Source organism: Enterobacter sp. SGAir0187, assembly GCF_002952735.2.
Lineage (GTDB): Bacteria > Pseudomonadota > Gammaproteobacteria > Enterobacterales > Enterobacteriaceae > Enterobacter > Enterobacter quasiroggenkampii.
In genome coordinates, this window is sequence record NZ_CP025034.2 from 3,974,597 (window position 1) to 3,991,893 (window position 17,297).

Sequence of the window (17,297 nt, forward strand, 5' to 3'; positions counted from 1 at the left end):
TCCGTTCACTTTATGTTCCTTGCTACTCTTTAAGGACATGGCCGGTGAACGTGCCAGGGCGGCTCAATCGCCACCGCCCTGGCGACCCGGGCTCCCGGCGGTAAATCGCCGCTTCGCGGTGCCTTCGGCTTATTCCTTCCGGCTTTTCGGGGACGGGCGGAGGTAACGTCCCTGTAAAGCCCGCCCTCTCGGCGCATCCATGCGCCTCGCCCCGGCCTACAGGAAACGCCTCAGCGATTTACAGCCGGACCAGGGCATCGCTGTAAGCCATTCATTTTCCTGAAGTCACATGCATCGCTTCAGGTATAAAATTACTGGGGATTCCTCACCCCTGTGGGAGAGGGACGGTTGAGGGCACCTGACCGCATCCTACTTAACCTTCTTCCCCTTCAGCAGTTTCCGTACCCACAAGCGATTCGGATTCAGCCCCGCAAGCGTAACCCTGTCCAGCGGAATCGGCTCGTCACTCATCTGCGCGGCTAACACTTCAGCCAGCAGCGGGGCAGAGCACAGCCCGCGGGAACCCAGTCCCCCCAGCATAAACAGCTCTGGATAGACCGGTGAGGCCACCGCGGTTTCCTGGTGTTCAGCCAGATCCTCATAGGCCGCAAGCGTCGCCTCGTAGTCCGGCACGTTGCCCGCCATCGGCAGATGATCGCGGGTGGCGCAGCGCACGCCGCAGCGCGCGTCACCCTCGCTAACGTCAACCTCTTGCGCCCACGCCGCATCCGGGAAACAGTCAATCAGGCGCTGGCGGTTCTGCAACTGATCCGCCTCGCTGTAGTGCATCTCCGTTTCGCCACGATGATAGCTGGCCCCGATGCAGTGATGGCCGTTAGACGGATTTTGCGGCGTCAGATAGCCGTCATAGCACAGCACCTGGCGCAGTTTGCCGAGCGCAGGCGCGGTCGGGATATGGCTCACCTGGCCGCCGACCGGATAAACCGGCAACGTTTCTGTCTGGATAAACTGGTTGATGTTATGCCCGTTTGCCAGCACAACGCTGGCATGGCTTACCGCTTTGCCATCCGCAAAACGCAGATTCCAGCGCTCGCTTCGGCTCAGCGATTCAACGGTGTGAGCATAATGCGCCGTCAGCCCGCGCGACTGCGCCAGGGCAATGACCGCCGCGGTCAGTTCAGCCGGGCACAGCCAGCCGCCGAGCGGATATTGAATGCCCCCACACCCGGTTTCCACGCCAGCGGTGTCTTTCACCTCTTGCGCGCTCACCGCGCGAGCAATCTCCTGCGGCAGACCCAGCGACAACATCTGCGTGATTTTTTGCTGGCTCTTTTCATCCCAGCCAAGCTGCGTGACGCCGCACCAGTCATGATCGAACGCCACCGGCAGGGCGTCGTAAAGGCGACGAGCAAAGGTAAACGCCGCCGGGAAAAACTGGAACAGGGCCGGGTCGTGCGCGCTTAAAAGCGGATAGAGCGCCCCCTGACGGTTGCCGGACGCGCCGCTGGCGGGCGCGTCGTCAGCGCAGTAGAGCGTGACCTGCCAGCCACGCTGCAGAAGCGCGAGCGAGAGCAGGGCGCTGGCGATCCCGCCGCCAACGATCGCCACGTCGCGCAATACGCTGGCGCGGCGCGCAAACCAGGGCGTCTGAGCGGGGATGTCCAGCGTCTGATCCATCCTGCCGACCAGCATGTCGCGTTTGCGGCCAAAGCCTTTGGTCTTCTGCATGGTAAAGCCCGCCTCCTGCAGCCCACGGCGGACAAAGCCCGCCGAGGTGAAGGTGGCAAGCGTTGCGCCAGGGCGAGCCAGCCGCGCCATCGCGTTAAACAGGTGCTGGCTCCACATGTCCGGGTTTTTGGCGGGGGCAAAGCCGTCCAGGAACCACGCGTCCACCGTCTGATTCATCGAATCATCGAGCGTATCGGTCAGGTCATTGATGTCGCCAAGCCATAAATCCAGCGTCACGCGTCCGCCGTCCAGAATCAGACGGTGGCAGCCGCCGATGTGGGGCGGCCACTGCGCCTGAAGCTGCTCCGCCCAGGGTGCAAGCTCCGGCCAGCGCTGGTGGGCAAGCCGCAGATCGTGCGCGGTGAGCGGGAATTTTTCGAAACTGATGAAATGTAATCTTTGTAGCGTAGCCTCAGGGTGTGCAGCGTGGAACTGGTTAAACGCCTGCCAGAGGGTTAAAAAATTGAGCCCGGTGCCGAATCCACTTTCCGCGACCACAAACAGGCTCCGCGTGTGCGCCGGGAAGCGGGTGCTGAGCTGGTTTCCGTCGAGGAAAACATAGCGAGTTTCTTCGAGTCCGTTATCATTAGAAAAATAGACATCATCAAAATCTCGGGAAACAGGTGTACCCTCAGCGTTGAATTCGAGGTTGGCGGGTTGTATAGCGTTTTGTTTCACGTAAGTTACTCGTCTGACAGGCAGTGGCACGATCTTAACGATGTGAGTCCATCGGTGCAAATTTCCGCAGAAAATGTCTGATCGGACTTGTTCGGCGTACAAGTGTACGCTATTGTGCGACTCGAAACTTACTATAGTGCGACTTACAGAGGTATTGAATGAAACGTGCAGTGATTACTGGCCTGGGCATTGTTTCCAGCATCGGTAATAACCAGCAGGAAGTCCTGGCATCTCTGCGTGAAGGACGCTCCGGGATCACTTTCTCTGAAGAGTTTAAAGATTCAGGTATGCGTAGCCACGTATGGGGTAACGTCAAACTGGACACCACCGGTTTGATTGACCGCAAAGTGGTTCGTTTCATGAACGATGCCTCTATTTATGCTTATCTCTCCATGCAGGAAGCAATCAAAGATTCCGGCCTGAGTGAAGAGGTTTATCAGAACAACCCACGCGTGGGTTTGATCGCCGGTTCCGGCGGCTCATCTAAAGCGCAGGTATTTGGTGCTGACGCAATGCGTAGCCCGCGTGGTCTGAAAGCGGTAGGCCCGTACGTGGTGACTAAAGCCATGGGTTCTGCGGTTTCCGCATGCCTGGCGACCCCGTTCAAAATCCACGGTGTGAACTACTCCATCAGCTCTGCGTGTGCGACTTCCGCGCACTGCATCGGTAATGCTGTTGAGCAGATCCAGCTGGGTAAACAGGACATCGTATTTGCTGGCGGCGGTGAAGAGCTGGGCTGGGAAATGGCCTGCGAATTCGACGCGATGGGCGCACTGTCCACCAAGTACAATGAGACTCCGGACAAAGCTTCCCGTACCTACGATGCGCACCGTGACGGTTTCGTCATCGCGGGCGGCGGCGGTATGGTTGTGGTTGAAGAGCTGGAGCACGCCCTGGCACGTGGTGCGCACATTTATGCTGAGATCGTGGGCTACGGTGCAACGTCTGACGGCGCCGACATGGTTGCGCCATCCGGCGAAGGCGCGGTGCGCTGCATGAAGATGGCGATGCACGGCGTTGACACCCCAATCGACTACCTGAACTCTCACGGTACCTCTACGCCGGTAGGCGACGTGAAAGAGCTGGGTGCGATCCGCGAAGTCTTCGGCGACAACAGCCCGGCGATCTCCGCGACCAAAGCCATGACCGGTCACTCTCTGGGGGCGGCTGGCGTGCAGGAAGCGATCTACTCTCTGCTGATGCTGGAAAACGGCTTTATCGCCCCAAGCATCAATATCGAAGAGATGGACGAGCAGGCTGCTGGCCTGAACATCGTGACCAAACCAACGGAAGCGACGCTGACTACCGTCATGTCCAACAGCTTCGGTTTCGGCGGCACCAACGCCACGCTGGTCATGCGTAAGCTGAAAGCATAAGTTTTATGTTTGATTCAGAAGGGGAGCCATAAGGCTCCCTTTTTTTATGCATTGACAAGCAGCTGATCTCACAGGCAAACTTCACCACTCAACATTATCCTCACGATAATGCGTAAGCGTTTAACGTCAACCAACGCACCTTAATCCTGATAATCAGGTAGAGGGGGCGTGGCATTTCCCCGCCTTACTCTTCATTTCGGAGTAAAGCATGACTGCAGTAACTCAAACAGAAACAACCCCTTCAGCGAACGTCTCGCTGTTCCGTATCGCCTTTGCGATATTCCTGACCTATATGACCGTTGGCCTGCCGCTGCCGGTGATCCCGCTGTTCGTTCATCAGGAGCTGGGCTATGGCAACACCATGGTCGGCATTGCCGTGGGCATTCAGTTTTTAGCCACGGTATTAACCCGCGGTTACGCCGGACGGCTGGCGGATCAGCACGGTGCAAAACGCTCGGCGTTGCAGGGGATGTTTGCCTGCGGGCTGGCGGGCGGCGCCTGGCTGCTGGCGGCACTTCTGCCGGTCGACGCGGCGTATAAATTTGCGCTGCTGGTGCTGGGCCGTTTAATTCTTGGCTTCGGTGAAAGCCAGTTGCTGACCGGCACCCTGACCTGGGGAATGGGGCTGGTGGGACCAGCACGTTCCGGCAAGGTGATGTCCTGGAACGGCATGGCCATCTACGGCGCGCTGGCCGCCGGTGCACCGCTTGGCCTGCTGATCAACAGCCAGTTTGGTTTTGCGGCGCTGGCTGCCACCACCATGGCGCTGCCGCTGGTGGCATGGGCGTTTAACGGCTCGGTGCGTAAGGTACCCGCGCATAAAGGCGAGCGTCCTTCCCTGTGGAGCGTGGTCGGCCAAATCTGGCAGCCGGGCCTGGGCCTGGCGCTGCAGGGCGTGGGTTTTGCGGTAATAGGGACGTTCGTCTCGCTCTATTTTATGAGCCGTGGTTGGGCGATGGCCGGTTTTACGCTTACCGCGTTTGGGGGCGCGTTTGTGCTGATGCGCGTGCTTTTTGGCTGGATGCCGGATCGCTTCGGCGGTGTGAAGGTGGCGGTGGCGTCGCTGGTCATTGAAACCATCGGTCTTCTGCTGTTGTGGAATGCGCCCGTGGCATCCGTGGCGCTGCTGGGGGCGGCGCTGACCGGCTGCGGCTGTTCTCTGATCTTCCCGGCGCTGGGCGTTGAAGTGGTTAAGCGCGTGGCCCCGCAGGTGCGCGGGACGGCGCTCGGCGGCTATGCGGCATTTCAGGATATCTCATACGGCGTTACCGGGCCGCTGGCCGGGCTGTTAGCGACCTCGTTTGGCTATCCGTCCGTCTTCCTGGCCGGTGCGGTTTCCGCGGTGGTGGGGATCGTGGTGACGCTGGTGGCGTTTCGCAGAACGTGAGTCGTTGTTGCCGGGTGGCGGCTGCGCCTTACCCGACCTACGGTTCAAGCCGTTGTAGGCCCGGTAAGCGCAGCGCCACCGGGCAAAATATCAGGCAACCAGCCAGAAAATCGCCAGCGCAATCAGCAGTGCAATAAACATCAATCCCGGACGCGCAGAGAGCGTTCTGAATGTCTCGACGACCGGCGCAAACAGCGGGCTGTAAATCGGCTGAACATTTCTCACCTCCGGCACGCCGCCTTCGCGCTCGGCGCGGCGAACGAAGATCTGGTTGAGAAGATCCTGCACCTGCGCGGTAGTCAGTACCGTCTGCGGCGTGGCCTGCCAGTTCTGCTGCGCATAATCCCGAATCACCTCGAACTCGTGCGGCTCAAGCGGCTGTTTCAGCGCGGCCTGGACAGTATGCAGGGTAGGGGCGCTCTGGGTGCTGAGCGTCTGGCGTGCCTGGAGCCAGGTCACCAGATGGGTAAACTGTTTGGCCGGGATCAGTTCACCCGCCTTCACGCCGGACAACTCCAGCATGGATTGCCAGATGAGCTTCGTCGGCTCGCCGGTGGCCGCGGCCAGCTTGGTCACCATCTGCTTGAGCGTATTGTGCTCGGCGGGCAGCAGCGGACGCTCGGTCGCCGGGCGCACCTGTGGCTGCGGAATCGACAGCTGATTGTTCTGCAGCAGCGTCAGCACGGTTTTGAGCTGATCGGGCGTCAACTGGCCCAGCGCGGTCTGACCATACTGCTGGCGAATAAAATCACTCACCGCCTGGCGGTTATTTCCCTGGCCCAGCAGCTCCGTCAACTGAGAAACAATCTGGCGCGTGGTGTGGTTCTGCTGCGCGGTCGTAATACGCTGGTTCAGATTTTGCTCGGCAGCGGGGAAATGACGTGACTGCAGCGGTGCGTCGTTCCTCACGCCTAAATCATGCTTCACCCCGGCCCAGACTTCCGCGTTTTGCTGCGAAGTCAGCGCAATCAGGCGCGTGATCAGTCGCTCCAGCACGGTGCGCTGTTGCGTGGATAGCGGTTGTTCACCGGCAACGTTTGGCGTGACAGGGCCTTCACCCGGAGGGCGTGGCGGCGTACCTGAAATGGGCTGCATCGTCAAAAATCCTTAAAGTCAAAACTCAGCGTAAACCTGGCAGACGTATATGCCTGGCGGCCAGATTATGGCACACTTGCCAGGTTTTCTTCCTCTCAAACAGGTACTCAGACGTGAAAATCCTCGTTGATGAAAATATGCCTTACGCCCGTGAGCTGTTTAGCCGCCTGGGTAACGTTAAGGCTGTTCCTGGTCGCCCAATCCCGGTCAACGAACTGGACGACGCCGACGCCCTGATGGTGCGCTCGGTAACCAAAGTAAATGAGGTGTTGCTCGCCGGTAAGGCGATTAAGTTCGTTGGGACCGCAACGGCAGGGACCGATCATGTGGATGATAAATGGCTGAAGCAGGCCGGAATCGGTTTCTCCGCCGCGCCGGGCTGTAACGCGATTGCCGTCGTGGAATACGTTTTCTCCTCGCTGCTGATGCTGGCCGAGCGCGACGGGTTTGCGCTGAAGGACCGCACCGTGGGGATTGTCGGCGTGGGTAACGTCGGCGGGCGCCTGCAAAAGCGCCTGGAAGCGTTAGGGATCCGCACGCTGCTGTGCGATCCGCCGCGCAAAGACAATGGCGATGACGGGGATTTACGCTCGCTGGACGAGCTGGTTGAACAGTGTGACGTGCTGACGTTCCACACGCCGCTGTTTAAAGAGGGGCCGTATAAGTCGCTGCATCTTGCCGATGAGGCGCTCATTCGCCGTCTGAAGGCTGGCACTATTCTGATAAATGCCTGTCGTGGTCCGGTAGTCGATAACGCCGCGCTGCTGACGTGTCTGAACGAAGGACAAGATCTCAGCGTGGTGCTGGACGTCTGGGAGCCGGAGCCGGACCTCAACGTTGAGCTGCTTAACAAGGTGGACGTGGGCACCGCACATATCGCCGGTTATACCCTCGAAGGGAAAGCCCGCGGCACAACGCAGGTCTTCGAGGCCTACAGCGCCTTTATCGGTCATCCGCAGCAGGTGGCGCTGGATACCTTACTCCCCGCGCCTGAATTTGGCCGCATTACCCTTCACGGCCCGCTCGATCAGGCAACGCTGAAAAGGCTGGTGCATTTGGTGTATGATGTGCGCCGCGATGATGCGCTGCTGCGTAAAGTGGCGGGGATCCCGGGTGAGTTTGATAAGCTGCGCAAGCACTACGTTGAGCGCCGCGAGTGGTCTTCCCTGTATGTCATGTGCGATGACGCCTCGGCGGCGACGTTGCTGCATAAGCTGGGGTTTAACGCCGTTCATCACCCGGCGCATTAATGTCTTCTTAATGCTCCCTGTCGGATACTCCGACAGGGACGCTTTTTTATTTCTGGAGTAAACCACCATGTCTGAAGGCTGGAACATTGCCATTTTAGGTGCCACGGGTGCCGTGGGCGAAGCCCTGCTCGAAACGCTTGCTGAGCGTCAGTTCCCGGTGGGCGATATCTATGCGCTGGCGCGTACCGATAGCGCGGGTGAGCATCTGCGTTTTAACAGTAAATCCGTCATGGTTCAGGATGCGGCGGCGTTCGACTGGACGCAGGCGCAGCTGGCGTTTTTCGCCGCAGGCGCTGAAGCCACTGCGGCGTACGTTGAAGAGGCGACCAACGCAGGCTGCCTGGTCATCGACCTGAGCGGCCTGTTCTCCATGGAGCCGGATGTGCCGCTGGTTGTGCCGGACGTGAACCCGTTTGTGCTGGCTGATTACCGCAACCGTAACGTCATTGCGGTACCGAACAGCCTGACCAGCCAGCTGCTGACCGCCCTGAAACCGCTGATCGACGACGGCGGCCTGTCGCGCATTACCGTCACCAGCCTGCTGTCCGCGTCCGCAAACGGCAAAAAGGCCGTTGACGCCCTGGCCGGGCAGAGCGCGAAGCTGCTGAACGGCATTCCGATTGACGAAGATGATTTCTTTGGCCGCCAGCTTGCGTTCAACATGCTGCCGCTGCTGCCGGACCGCGAGGGCTCCGTGCGCGAAGAGCGTCGTATCGTCGATGAAGTGCGTAAAATTCTGCAGGACGATGGCCTGATGATCTCCGCAAGCGTCGTGCAGTCCCCGGTCTTCTACGGTCACGCGCAGATGGTCGGCTTTGAAGCGCTGCGTCCCCTCGCGGCAGAAGAGGCGCGCGATGCGTTTGGCCGCGGGGAAGATATCGTCCTCTCTGAAGAGAGCGAGTTCCCGACTCAGGTGGGCGATGCCACCGGCAGCGCGCATCTTTCCGTTGGCTGCGTGCGTAACGACTACGGTATGCCGGAGCAGGTCCAGTTCTGGTCCGTTGCCGACAACGTTCGTTTCGGCGGCGCGCTGATGGCGGTCAAGATCGCTGAAAAACTGGTGCAGGAGTACCTGTACTGATGTCAGACGTGGAACAAAAGCCGGTTCATAAAATTGCCCTCGGTATTGAGTACGATGGCAGTAAATATTATGGCTGGCAGCGTCAGAATGAGGTGCGCAGCGTCCAGGAGAAGCTGGAGAAAGCGCTCTCTCAGGTGGCAAACGAGCCGATTAATGTCCTGTGCGCAGGCCGTACGGATGCGGGCGTTCACGGCACGGGGCAGGTGGTTCACTTTGAAACCACCGCCGTGCGTAAGGATGCCGCCTGGACGCTGGGGGTAAATGCGAATTTACCTGGTGACATTGCGGTGCGCTGGGTGAAAGCTGTGCCGGATGATTTTCACGCGCGCTTCAGCGCCACCGCGCGCCGTTACCGCTACGTCATCTACAATCAGCGTCTGCGTCCGGCGGTGTTAAGCCAGGGCGTGACGCATTTTTATGAACCGCTCGATGCGGAACGCATGCATCGTGCGGCGCAGTGTCTGATTGGTGAAAATGATTTTACCTCGTTTCGTGCGGTGCAGTGTCAGTCCCGCACGCCGTGGCGTAACGTCATGCACATCAACGTCAGCCGTTTTGGCGCGTATGTGGTGGTGGATATCAAAGCCAATGCCTTTGTACATCATATGGTGCGGAATATTGTGGGCAGCCTGATGGAAGTGGGTGCCGGACACCAGCCGGAGAGCTGGATTGCAGACCTGCTGGCAGCGAAGGACAGAACGCTTGCGGCAGCCACGGCGAAAGCGGAAGGGTTGTATCTGGTCTCGGTAGACTATCCGGATCGGTTTGACCTGCCGAAACCGCCAATGGGTCCGCTGTTTTTAGCGGACTAAACAAAGGTGCAATTAAGGCTTAGACAATATGGACGTAATTCGTTTTTTGATTGATTTCATCCTGCATATTGATGTTCACCTGGCAGAGCTGGTCGCGCAGTATGGCGTCTGGGTTTATGCCATTCTGTTCCTCATTCTGTTTTGTGAAACCGGGCTGGTTGTAACCCCGTTCCTGCCGGGGGATTCCCTGCTGTTCGTTGCCGGGGCGTTATCGGCGCTGCCCACCAACGATCTGAACGTGCATCTTATGGTGGTGCTGATGGTGATTGCCGCCATCGTCGGTGATGCGGTCAACTACACGATTGGACGCGTATTCGGTGAGCGGTTATTCAGTAATCCGGATTCAAAAATTTTCCGTCGCAGCTATTTAGACAAAACTCATGCGTTTTATGAACGCCATGGCGGAAAAACCATTATCCTTGCGCGCTTTGTGCCTATTGTGCGCACATTTGCACCGTTTGTGGCGGGAATGGGGCATATGTCCTATCGTCATTTTGCCCTGTATAACGTTGCGGGGGCGCTGCTGTGGGTACTGCTGTTTACCTATGCAGGTTACCTGTTTGGCGATCTCCCGGTGGTTCAGGAAAATCTTAAGTTACTGATTGTAGCGATTATTGTGCTTTCCGTACTGCCGGGCGTTATCGAAATCATTCGTCACAAACGTGCGGCGGCAAAGCAAGCGAAGTAAATGCACACTGGCGGTTCGACCACTTTTTTATCCAAAGTTTCGGGCTGTTATGTTTTAATGTGCAACATTCATGGTCTGTTGGAGGCAAAAATGGCATTATTCGCCTCTTATAGCAAAACTGGCATACGACCAGGTTCAGGCAGAAAGGTTATCAATGAGCTGGATTGAACGAATTAAAAGCAACATTACCCCAACGCGTAAAGCGAGCATTCCTGAAGGGGTATGGACGAAGTGTGATAGCTGCGGCCAGGTTCTGTATCGCGCAGAGCTGGAGCGCAACCTTGAGGTGTGTCCGAAGTGTGACCACCATATGCGTATGTCGGCGCGCAACCGCCTGCATAGCCTGCTGGACGAAGGTTCTCTGGTAGAACTGGGCAGCGAGCTTGAGCCAAAAGACGTGCTGAAGTTCCGCGACTCCAAAAAATATAAAGATCGTCTGGCCTCCGCACAGAAAGAGACCGGCGAGAAAGACGCGCTGGTCGTCATGAAAGGCACCCTGCATGGGATGCCGGTTGTTGCCGCTGCGTTTGAGTTCTCCTTTATGGGCGGCTCAATGGGCTCCGTGGTCGGTGCGCGCTTCGTGCGTGCCGTTGAGCAGGCGCTGGAAGACAACTGTCCGCTGATCTGCTTCTCTGCCTCCGGCGGTGCGCGTATGCAGGAAGCGCTGATGTCCCTGATGCAGATGGCTAAAACCTCTGCAGCGCTGGCGAAGATGCAGGAGCGCGGTCTGCCGTACATCTCCGTGCTGACCGACCCAACCATGGGCGGCGTCTCCGCGAGCTTCGCGATGCTGGGCGACCTGAACGTCGCTGAGCCAAAAGCGCTGATCGGCTTTGCGGGTCCTCGCGTTATCGAGCAGACCGTTCGTGAAAAACTGCCGCCGGGCTTCCAGCGCAGTGAGTTCCTCATTGAGAAAGGCGCCATCGACATGATCGTCCGCCGTCCGGAAATGCGCCTGAAACTGGCGCGCATCCTGGCGAAGCTGATGAATCTGCCAGCGCCGAAACCGGATGAGCCGCGTGAAGGCGTGGTGGTACCGGATCAGGAACCCGAGGCCTGATAACTGAAAAGGGCAGGGCCGGTTGGCGCTGCCCTTTTGCTTTCTAATCTGTTAATGACAACCGGGCATTATGGAAAATAAAAGCATTCCCCAAGCCACGTCGCCCCTGGCCGCGTGGCTTTCTTATCTGGAAAACCTGCACAGTAAAACCATCGATATGGGGCTTGAGCGCGTAAGCCAGGTTGCCGCGCGTCTTGATGTGCTGAAACCGGCGCCTTTCGTGTTCACCGTCGCGGGAACCAACGGCAAAGGTACCACCTGCCGCACGCTGGAATCCGTCCTGATGGCGGCGGGCTACAGGGTCGGCGTGTACGGCTCGCCACATCTGGTACGCTACACCGAGCGGGTTCGTGTGCAGAACAGCGAGCTGCCGGAGTCGGCGCATACGGCATCGTTCGCGGAAATTGAAGCCGCACGCGGAGAGATCTCATTAACCTATTTTGAATACGGCACTCTGTCGGCCCTCTGGCTGTTTAAACAGGCGCAGTTGGATGTGGTGATCCTTGAGGTCGGTCTCGGCGGACGTCTTGATGCGACCAATATCGTGGATGCGGACGTGGCGGTGGTGACTTCCATCGCGCTGGATCATGTTGACTGGCTGGGGCCCGATCGTGAAAGTATCGGCCGTGAGAAGGCCGGTATTTTCCGGGCAAATAAACCTGCCGTGGTTGGCGAGCCGGATATGCCGCATACCATTGCTGACGTGGCGAAGGAGAAGGGCGCGCAGTTGCTGCGCCGCAGTGTTGACTGGCAGTATGAGGTTCAGGACAACGGCTGGCGCTTTAGCGATGCGCAGGGCGCACTCGACAACCTGCCGCTGCCCCAGGTGCCGCAGCCGAACGCAGCCACCGCGCTGGCGGCACTGCGCGCCAGCGGCCTCGTGGTCAGCGAACAGGCGATCCGCGAGGGCATACAAAACGCGATTCTGCCCGGACGTTTCCAGATTGTGAGCGAGTCACCGCGCCTGATTCTGGATGTGGCGCACAACCCCCATGCGGCGGCGTATCTCGCGGGACGTCTCAAATCGTTACCAAAAACCGGGCGCGTGCTGGCGGTTATCGGTATGCTTCATGATAAAGATATCGGCGGGACGCTGGCCTGCATGGAGAGTGTGGTCGATAGCTGGTATTGTGCTCCTCTGGAGGGGCCGCGCGGTGCGACGGCTGAGCAGCTGATGGAACATCTCGGCAAAGGCGCAATCTACAGTAGCGTGGCGCAGGCCTGGCATGCCGCGATGGCGGATGCTAAACCAGAAGATACCGTGCTGGTGTGTGGTTCATTCCACACGGTGGCACATGTCATGGAAGTGATGGACGCGGGGAGAACCGGTGGCGAGTAAGTTTCAGAACCGTTTAACAGGAACCATTGTGCTGGTCGCGCTCGGGGTGATTATTCTTCCCGGGCTGCTCGACGGGCAGAAAAAGCATTATCAGGATGAGTTTGCCGCGATTCCGCTGGTGCCGAAACCGGGTGACCGCGATGAGCCGGATATGCTGCCTGCGGCGACGCAGGCGCTGCCTGCCCAGCCACCGGAAGGCGCGGCGGAAGAGGTGCGCGCGGGTGATGCCGCCGCACCGTCGCTCGACCCGTCTCGCCTGGCGGCCACGAGCAACAGCGATATCGATCCTGTGCCGGTCGAGCAGCCTAAGCCGGTTGAAAAACCGAAGCCGGTTGAGAAGCCGCAGCCGAAACCGCAGCGTGATAAAGCGGCAGAACAGCTCGCCGCGGCGTCAGAGACGCCTCCGCCAGCAAAACCGACGCAGCAGGACGCTGCTGCCCCAACGGGTAAAGCCTATGTGGTGCAGCTCGGTGCATTGAAAAATGCTGATAAAGTCAACGAGGTCGTAAGCAAACTGCGCAGTGCGGGATATCGTGTTTACACTTCACCTTCCACGCCGGTGCAGGGTAAAATTACCCGTATCCTCGTGGGGCCAGAAGCGTCTAAAGACAAACTGAAAGGGTCGCTGGGTGAACTGAAGCAGATCTCCGGCCTGAGCGGTGTGGTGATGGGCTACAGCGCAAACTAAGTACGACCTGCTCCTTTAAGAGAGAGGCGATAAGCCACGGCGTTGAACATTTTTTCAGCGCCTTTTTTATTTACGCGCGGGAAGGAAATCCCTACGCAAACGTTTTCTTTTTCTGTTAGAATTCGCCCCGAACTGGATGACAGGGCGTTAAATCGTGGGACACATATGGTCTGGATTGATTACGCCATCATTGCGGTGATTGGTTTTTCCTGTCTGGTTAGCCTGATCCGTGGCTTTGTTCGTGAAGCGTTATCGCTGGTGACCTGGGGTTGTGCTTTCTTTGTCGCCAGTCATTACTACACTTACCTGTCTGTCTGGTTCACGGGCTTTGAAGATGAACTGGTCCGAAACGGAATTGCCATCGCGGTGCTGTTTATCGCAACGCTGATTGTCGGCGCTATCGTGAATTACGTGATAGGTCAGCTGGTCGAGAAAACCGGTCTGTCAGGAACGGACAGGGTGCTCGGGATCTGTTTCGGGGCATTACGAGGCGTGCTGATTGTGGCCGCGATCCTGTTCTTTCTGGATACCTTCACCGGGTTCTCCAAAAGTGAAGACTGGCAGAAATCGCAGCTCATTCCAGAGTTCAGCTTCATCATCAGATGGTTCTTTGACTATCTGCAAAGCTCGTCGAGTTTTTTGCCCAGGGCATAAACCCTGAGATGTGGCTTAACGAGGAAAAGACGAATGTGCGGTATTGTCGGTATCGCCGGTTTCATGCCGGTAAACCAGTCGATTTATGACGCGTTAACGGTGCTTCAGCACCGTGGGCAGGATGCTGCGGGTATCATCACCATTGATGCCAACAACTGCTTCCGTTTACGCAAGGCGAATGGCCTGGTAAACGATGTGTTTGAAGCCCGCCATATGCAGCGTCTGCAAGGTAATATGGGGATCGGTCACGTTCGTTATCCTACTGCTGGCAGTTCCAGCGCCTCTGAGGCACAGCCTTTCTACGTCAACTCACCGTATGGCATCACGCTTGCCCATAACGGCAACCTGACCAACGCTCATGAGCTGCGTAAGAAGCTGTTCGAAGAGAAACGTCGCCACATTAACACCACCTCTGATTCAGAAATCCTGCTCAATGTGTTCGCCAGCGAGCTGGATAACTTCCGTCACTACCCGCTGGAAGCAGACAATATCTTCGCTGCCATTGCCGCGACCAACCGCCAGATCCGCGGTGCGTACGCCTGCGTGGCGATGATCATCGGTCACGGCATGGTCGCCTTCCGCGATCCAAACGGCATTCGTCCGCTGGTGCTGGGCAAGCGCGACCTCGGCGATGGCCGTACCGAATATATGGTTGCCTCTGAGAGCGTGGCGCTGGATACCCTGGGCTTCGAATTCCTGCGCGACGTGGCGCCGGGCGAAGCGGTGTATATCACCGAGAAGGGCCAGCTGTTCACCCGTCAGTGTGCCGACAACCCGGTCAGCAACCCGTGCCTGTTTGAATACGTCTATTTTGCCCGTCCGGATTCGTTCATCGACAAGATTTCCGTCTACAGCGCGCGCGTCAATATGGGCACCAAGCTCGGCGAGAAGATTGCCCGCGAGTGGGACGATCTCGACATCGACGTGGTGATTCCTATCCCGGAAACCTCCTGCGATATCGCGCTGGAGATCGCCCGCATTCTGGATAAGCCATACCGTCAGGGCTTCGTGAAGAACCGCTACGTTGGCCGCACGTTTATCATGCCGGGGCAGCATCTGCGCCGTAAGTCCGTGCGCCGCAAGCTGAACGCCAACCGCGCGGAATTCCGCGATAAGAACGTTCTGCTGGTGGATGACTCCATTGTTCGTGGCACCACTTCTGAGCAGATTATCGAGATGGCCCGCGAAGCGGGTGCGAAGAAAGTCTATCTGGCCTCTGCTGCGCCGGAGATTCGCTTCCCGAACGTGTACGGTATTGATATGCCAACCGCCAACGAGTTGATCGCTCACGGCCGTGAAGTGGATGAAATTCGCCAGATCATCGGCGCTGATGGCCTGATTTTCCAGGACCTGAACGATCTCATCGACGCGGTACGTGCCGAGAACCCAGAAATTCAGCAGTTTGAATGCTCCGTGTTCAACGGTATTTACGTGACCAAAGACGTTGACCAGCAGTACCTCGACTATCTTGATTCACTGCGCAACGACGACGCCAAAGCCGTCCAGCTGCAGAACGATCTTGAAAGCTTAGAGATGCACAACGAAGGTTGATGCTCTGGCAGGTGAGGGCGTATGCCCTCACTTGCAACTCCCCGGAAAATCCTGCACAGTCTGCCCTGAAATCAGTAAGGGCGAAAATCATGAAACGACTCATAGTTGGGCTCAGCGGCGCCAGCGGCGCGATTTACGGCGTACGTTTGTTACAGGTTCTGCGTAACGTGGCGGACGTCGAAACCCATCTGGTGATGAGCCAGGCGGCGCGGCAGACCCTCTCACTGGAAACCGAACTCTCCCTGCGCGATGTTCAGGCGCTGGCGGATGTCGTTCACGATGCCCGTGATATCGCTGCCAGCATCTCCTCAGGCTCGTTTAAAACAGCCGGCATGGTTATCCTGCCCTGTTCAATTAAAACGCTCTCCGGCATTGTGAATAGCTATACGGACACCCTGGTGACGCGCGCGGCGGATGTGGTGCTGAAGGAGCGGCGTCCTCTGGTGCTGTGCGTGCGGGAAACGCCGCTGCACCTGGGCCATCTTCGCTTAATGACGCAGGCTGCGGAGCTGGGCGCGGTCATCATGCCGCCGGTACCCGCGTTCTACCATCGCCCGCAAACGCTGGACGACGTCATTAACCAGACGGTTAACCGGGTGCTCGATCAGTTTGACATCGACCTGCCCGACGATCTCTTCACCCGCTGGCAGGGTGCCTGAATCTGTGCACAAACCAGGTGCATGAAAAGACAAGTTGCCCTGTTTCAGGGCAATTATGCAACGGCGATCATATCCTCGACATTTAATTCGTTTTTTCCCTTTTTCTCTCTCCGGTTCGTTCGGCAGACCTGCTATCTTTCACCATTAAGGCAATATCGCAACGTTTTATTAACATATTTAACGTCGAAGTTTTGACCAGACGGCAATGTGGCATAAGACCTGCAAGATGAAGCCTGCAACACAACACACAACACAATACATAATAAAATCACGGTACTTGAGGGTAAATGTATGAAGAAGACGGTTCTGGCTCTGTCTTTGCTCGTGGGGTTAAGTGCGGCAGCAGGTAGCTACGCAGCGCTTCCACAGACGGTTCGTATCGGTACAGACGCAACCTATGCGCCATTCTCTTCCAAGGATGCGAAAGGCGATTTCGTGGGGTTTGATATCGATCTGGGTAATGAGATGTGCAAACGCATTGCGGTGAAATGCACATGGGTGGGCAGCGACTTTGACGCGTTAATCCCGTCGCTGAAAGCCAAGAAAATCGACGCCATTATCTCTTCTCTCTCCATCACCGAAAAACGTCAGCAGGAGATTGCCTTCTCTGACAAGCTCTACGCCGCGGATTCTCGCCTGATTGCGCCAAAAGGCTCCCCGATTAAGCCCACCATCGACTCGCTGAAAGGCAAGCATGTCGGCGTGCTTCAGGGCTCGACGCAGGAAGGCTATGCCAATGCTAACTGGCGTGAGAAGGGCGTAGACGTGGTGGCCTATCAGAACCAGGATCTGATTTACTCTGACCTGGCGGCAGGCCGTCTGGATGCGGCATTCCAGGATGAAGTCGCCGCGAGCGAAGGCTTCCTGAAGCAGCCTGCGGGCAAAGAATTCGCGTTTGCAGGCCCGTCGGTGAAAGACAAAAAGTACTTTGGTGACGGCACCGGGATTGGCCTGCGTAAGGATGATACCGAGCTGAAAGCCGCCTTTGACAAAGCCTTTGCGGAGCTGCGTAAAGACGGTACTTACGACAAACTGGCGAAGAAATACTTCGACTTCAACGTATACGGTGAATAACACCTGGCGGTAACGCACTGTAACGGTGCGTTACGGGAGCGGTTGACCCAATACGGTGCATATGTTGCACCGTATTGGATCGCTTTGTGCATACTTACGCATTTATAATGCAAAAATTCCCGCCTGAAAGGCATTAATCTTTGCCTGACTGAGGGGATTAATGGCACATTAGCACCACCCCGTCGTCGTAAAAATCCCGTATGAAGACAGTTTGTT

The 17,297-nt window shown here is 57.5% G+C and carries 15 protein-coding genes; 13 read left to right on the forward strand and 2 right to left on the reverse strand.

Features of this window, described 5'->3' with window-relative positions; translation table 11 throughout:
* Positions 1-369 precede the first annotated feature (369 nt).
* Positions 370-2,367 (reverse strand): bifunctional tRNA (5-methylaminomethyl-2-thiouridine)(34)-methyltransferase MnmD/FAD-dependent 5-carboxymethylaminomethyl-2-thiouridine(34) oxidoreductase MnmC, encoded by a 1,998-nt coding sequence (gene mnmC, locus CWR52_RS19170; RefSeq protein WP_104950445.1) that lies wholly within the window; start codon positions 2,365-2,367, stop codon positions 370-372.
* A 158-nt stretch (positions 2,368-2,525) separates the two neighbouring features.
* On the opposite strand from mnmC, the gene fabB reads away from it, so the two are divergent.
* Together fabB and CWR52_RS19180 are read left to right on the forward strand one after the other, a co-directional pair.
* Positions 2,526-3,743 carry a beta-ketoacyl-ACP synthase I gene (fabB, locus tag CWR52_RS19175; RefSeq protein ID WP_014832795.1) on the forward strand — a complete coding sequence of 406 codons (1,218 nt, stop codon included), beginning with the start codon at positions 2,526-2,528 and terminating at the stop codon, positions 3,741-3,743.
* A 208-nt stretch (positions 3,744-3,951) separates the two neighbouring features.
* Positions 3,952-5,130 carry an MFS transporter gene (locus CWR52_RS19180; protein WP_104950446.1) on the forward strand — a complete coding sequence of 393 codons (1,179 nt, stop codon included), beginning with the start codon at positions 3,952-3,954 and terminating at the stop codon, positions 5,128-5,130.
* Positions 5,131-5,220: 90 nt separating this feature from the next.
* Here CWR52_RS19180 and flk read toward each other — a convergent pair whose 3' ends face one another.
* A complete protein-coding gene (gene flk / locus CWR52_RS19185; RefSeq protein ID WP_104950447.1) occupies positions 5,221-6,225 on the reverse strand; it encodes a flagella biosynthesis regulator Flk in 1,005 nt (334 codons plus the stop codon).
* A 113-nt stretch (positions 6,226-6,338) separates the two neighbouring features.
* Here flk and pdxB point away from each other — a divergent pair, with 113 nt between their 5' ends.
* The 11 genes from pdxB (at position 6,339) to argT (ending at position 17,081) form a co-directional block, all read left to right on the forward strand.
* Complete coding sequence (pdxB, locus tag CWR52_RS19190) at positions 6,339-7,475, forward strand: 4-phosphoerythronate dehydrogenase PdxB (RefSeq protein WP_104950448.1); 1,137 nt, start codon at positions 6,339-6,341, stop codon at positions 7,473-7,475.
* Positions 7,476-7,542: 67 nt separating this feature from the next.
* The gene (locus tag CWR52_RS19195; RefSeq protein WP_032646629.1) at positions 7,543-8,556 is read left to right on the forward strand and encodes an aspartate-semialdehyde dehydrogenase; all 1,014 of its coding nucleotides are present in this window, start codon (positions 7,543-7,545) and stop codon (positions 8,554-8,556) included.
* Positions 8,556-9,368 carry a tRNA pseudouridine(38-40) synthase TruA gene (gene truA, locus CWR52_RS19200; protein ID WP_008502600.1) on the forward strand — a complete coding sequence of 271 codons (813 nt, stop codon included), beginning with the start codon at positions 8,556-8,558 and terminating at the stop codon, positions 9,366-9,368. The genes CWR52_RS19195 and truA overlap by 1 nt, the downstream gene beginning before the upstream one ends.
* 28 nt (positions 9,369-9,396) lie before the next feature.
* Positions 9,397-10,056 carry a DedA family protein gene (locus CWR52_RS19205; protein WP_104950449.1) on the forward strand — a complete coding sequence of 220 codons (660 nt, stop codon included), beginning with the start codon at positions 9,397-9,399 and terminating at the stop codon, positions 10,054-10,056.
* A gap of 154 nt (positions 10,057-10,210) precedes the next feature.
* Positions 10,211-11,116, forward strand: coding sequence for an acetyl-CoA carboxylase, carboxyltransferase subunit beta (gene accD / locus CWR52_RS19210; RefSeq protein WP_104950450.1), 906 nt, complete (start codon positions 10,211-10,213; stop codon positions 11,114-11,116).
* A 70-nt stretch (positions 11,117-11,186) separates the two neighbouring features.
* Positions 11,187-12,455, forward strand: a complete 1,269-nt coding sequence (gene folC / locus CWR52_RS19215) for a bifunctional tetrahydrofolate synthase/dihydrofolate synthase (protein WP_104950451.1) — start codon at positions 11,187-11,189, stop codon at positions 12,453-12,455.
* A complete protein-coding gene (dedD, locus tag CWR52_RS19220) occupies positions 12,445-13,143 on the forward strand; it encodes a cell division protein DedD (protein ID WP_045908737.1) in 699 nt (232 codons plus the stop codon). Before folC ends, dedD begins: the two co-directional genes overlap by 11 nt.
* 165 nt (positions 13,144-13,308) lie before the next feature.
* Complete coding sequence (gene cvpA, locus CWR52_RS19225) at positions 13,309-13,797, forward strand: colicin V production protein (RefSeq protein ID WP_000262116.1); 489 nt, start codon at positions 13,309-13,311, stop codon at positions 13,795-13,797.
* A 33-nt stretch (positions 13,798-13,830) separates the two neighbouring features.
* Positions 13,831-15,348, forward strand: a complete 1,518-nt coding sequence (purF, locus tag CWR52_RS19230) for an amidophosphoribosyltransferase (protein WP_021241570.1) — start codon at positions 13,831-13,833, stop codon at positions 15,346-15,348.
* Between the two features lie 89 nt (positions 15,349-15,437).
* On the forward strand, positions 15,438-16,007 hold the full coding sequence (locus CWR52_RS19235; protein WP_104950452.1) for a UbiX family flavin prenyltransferase: 570 nt from the start codon (positions 15,438-15,440) through the stop codon (positions 16,005-16,007).
* Positions 16,008-16,298: 291 nt separating this feature from the next.
* The gene (gene argT, locus CWR52_RS19240) at positions 16,299-17,081 is read left to right on the forward strand and encodes a lysine/arginine/ornithine ABC transporter substrate-binding protein ArgT (protein ID WP_023616063.1); all 783 of its coding nucleotides are present in this window, start codon (positions 16,299-16,301) and stop codon (positions 17,079-17,081) included.
* The last annotated feature ends 216 nt before the right edge of the window (positions 17,082-17,297 follow it).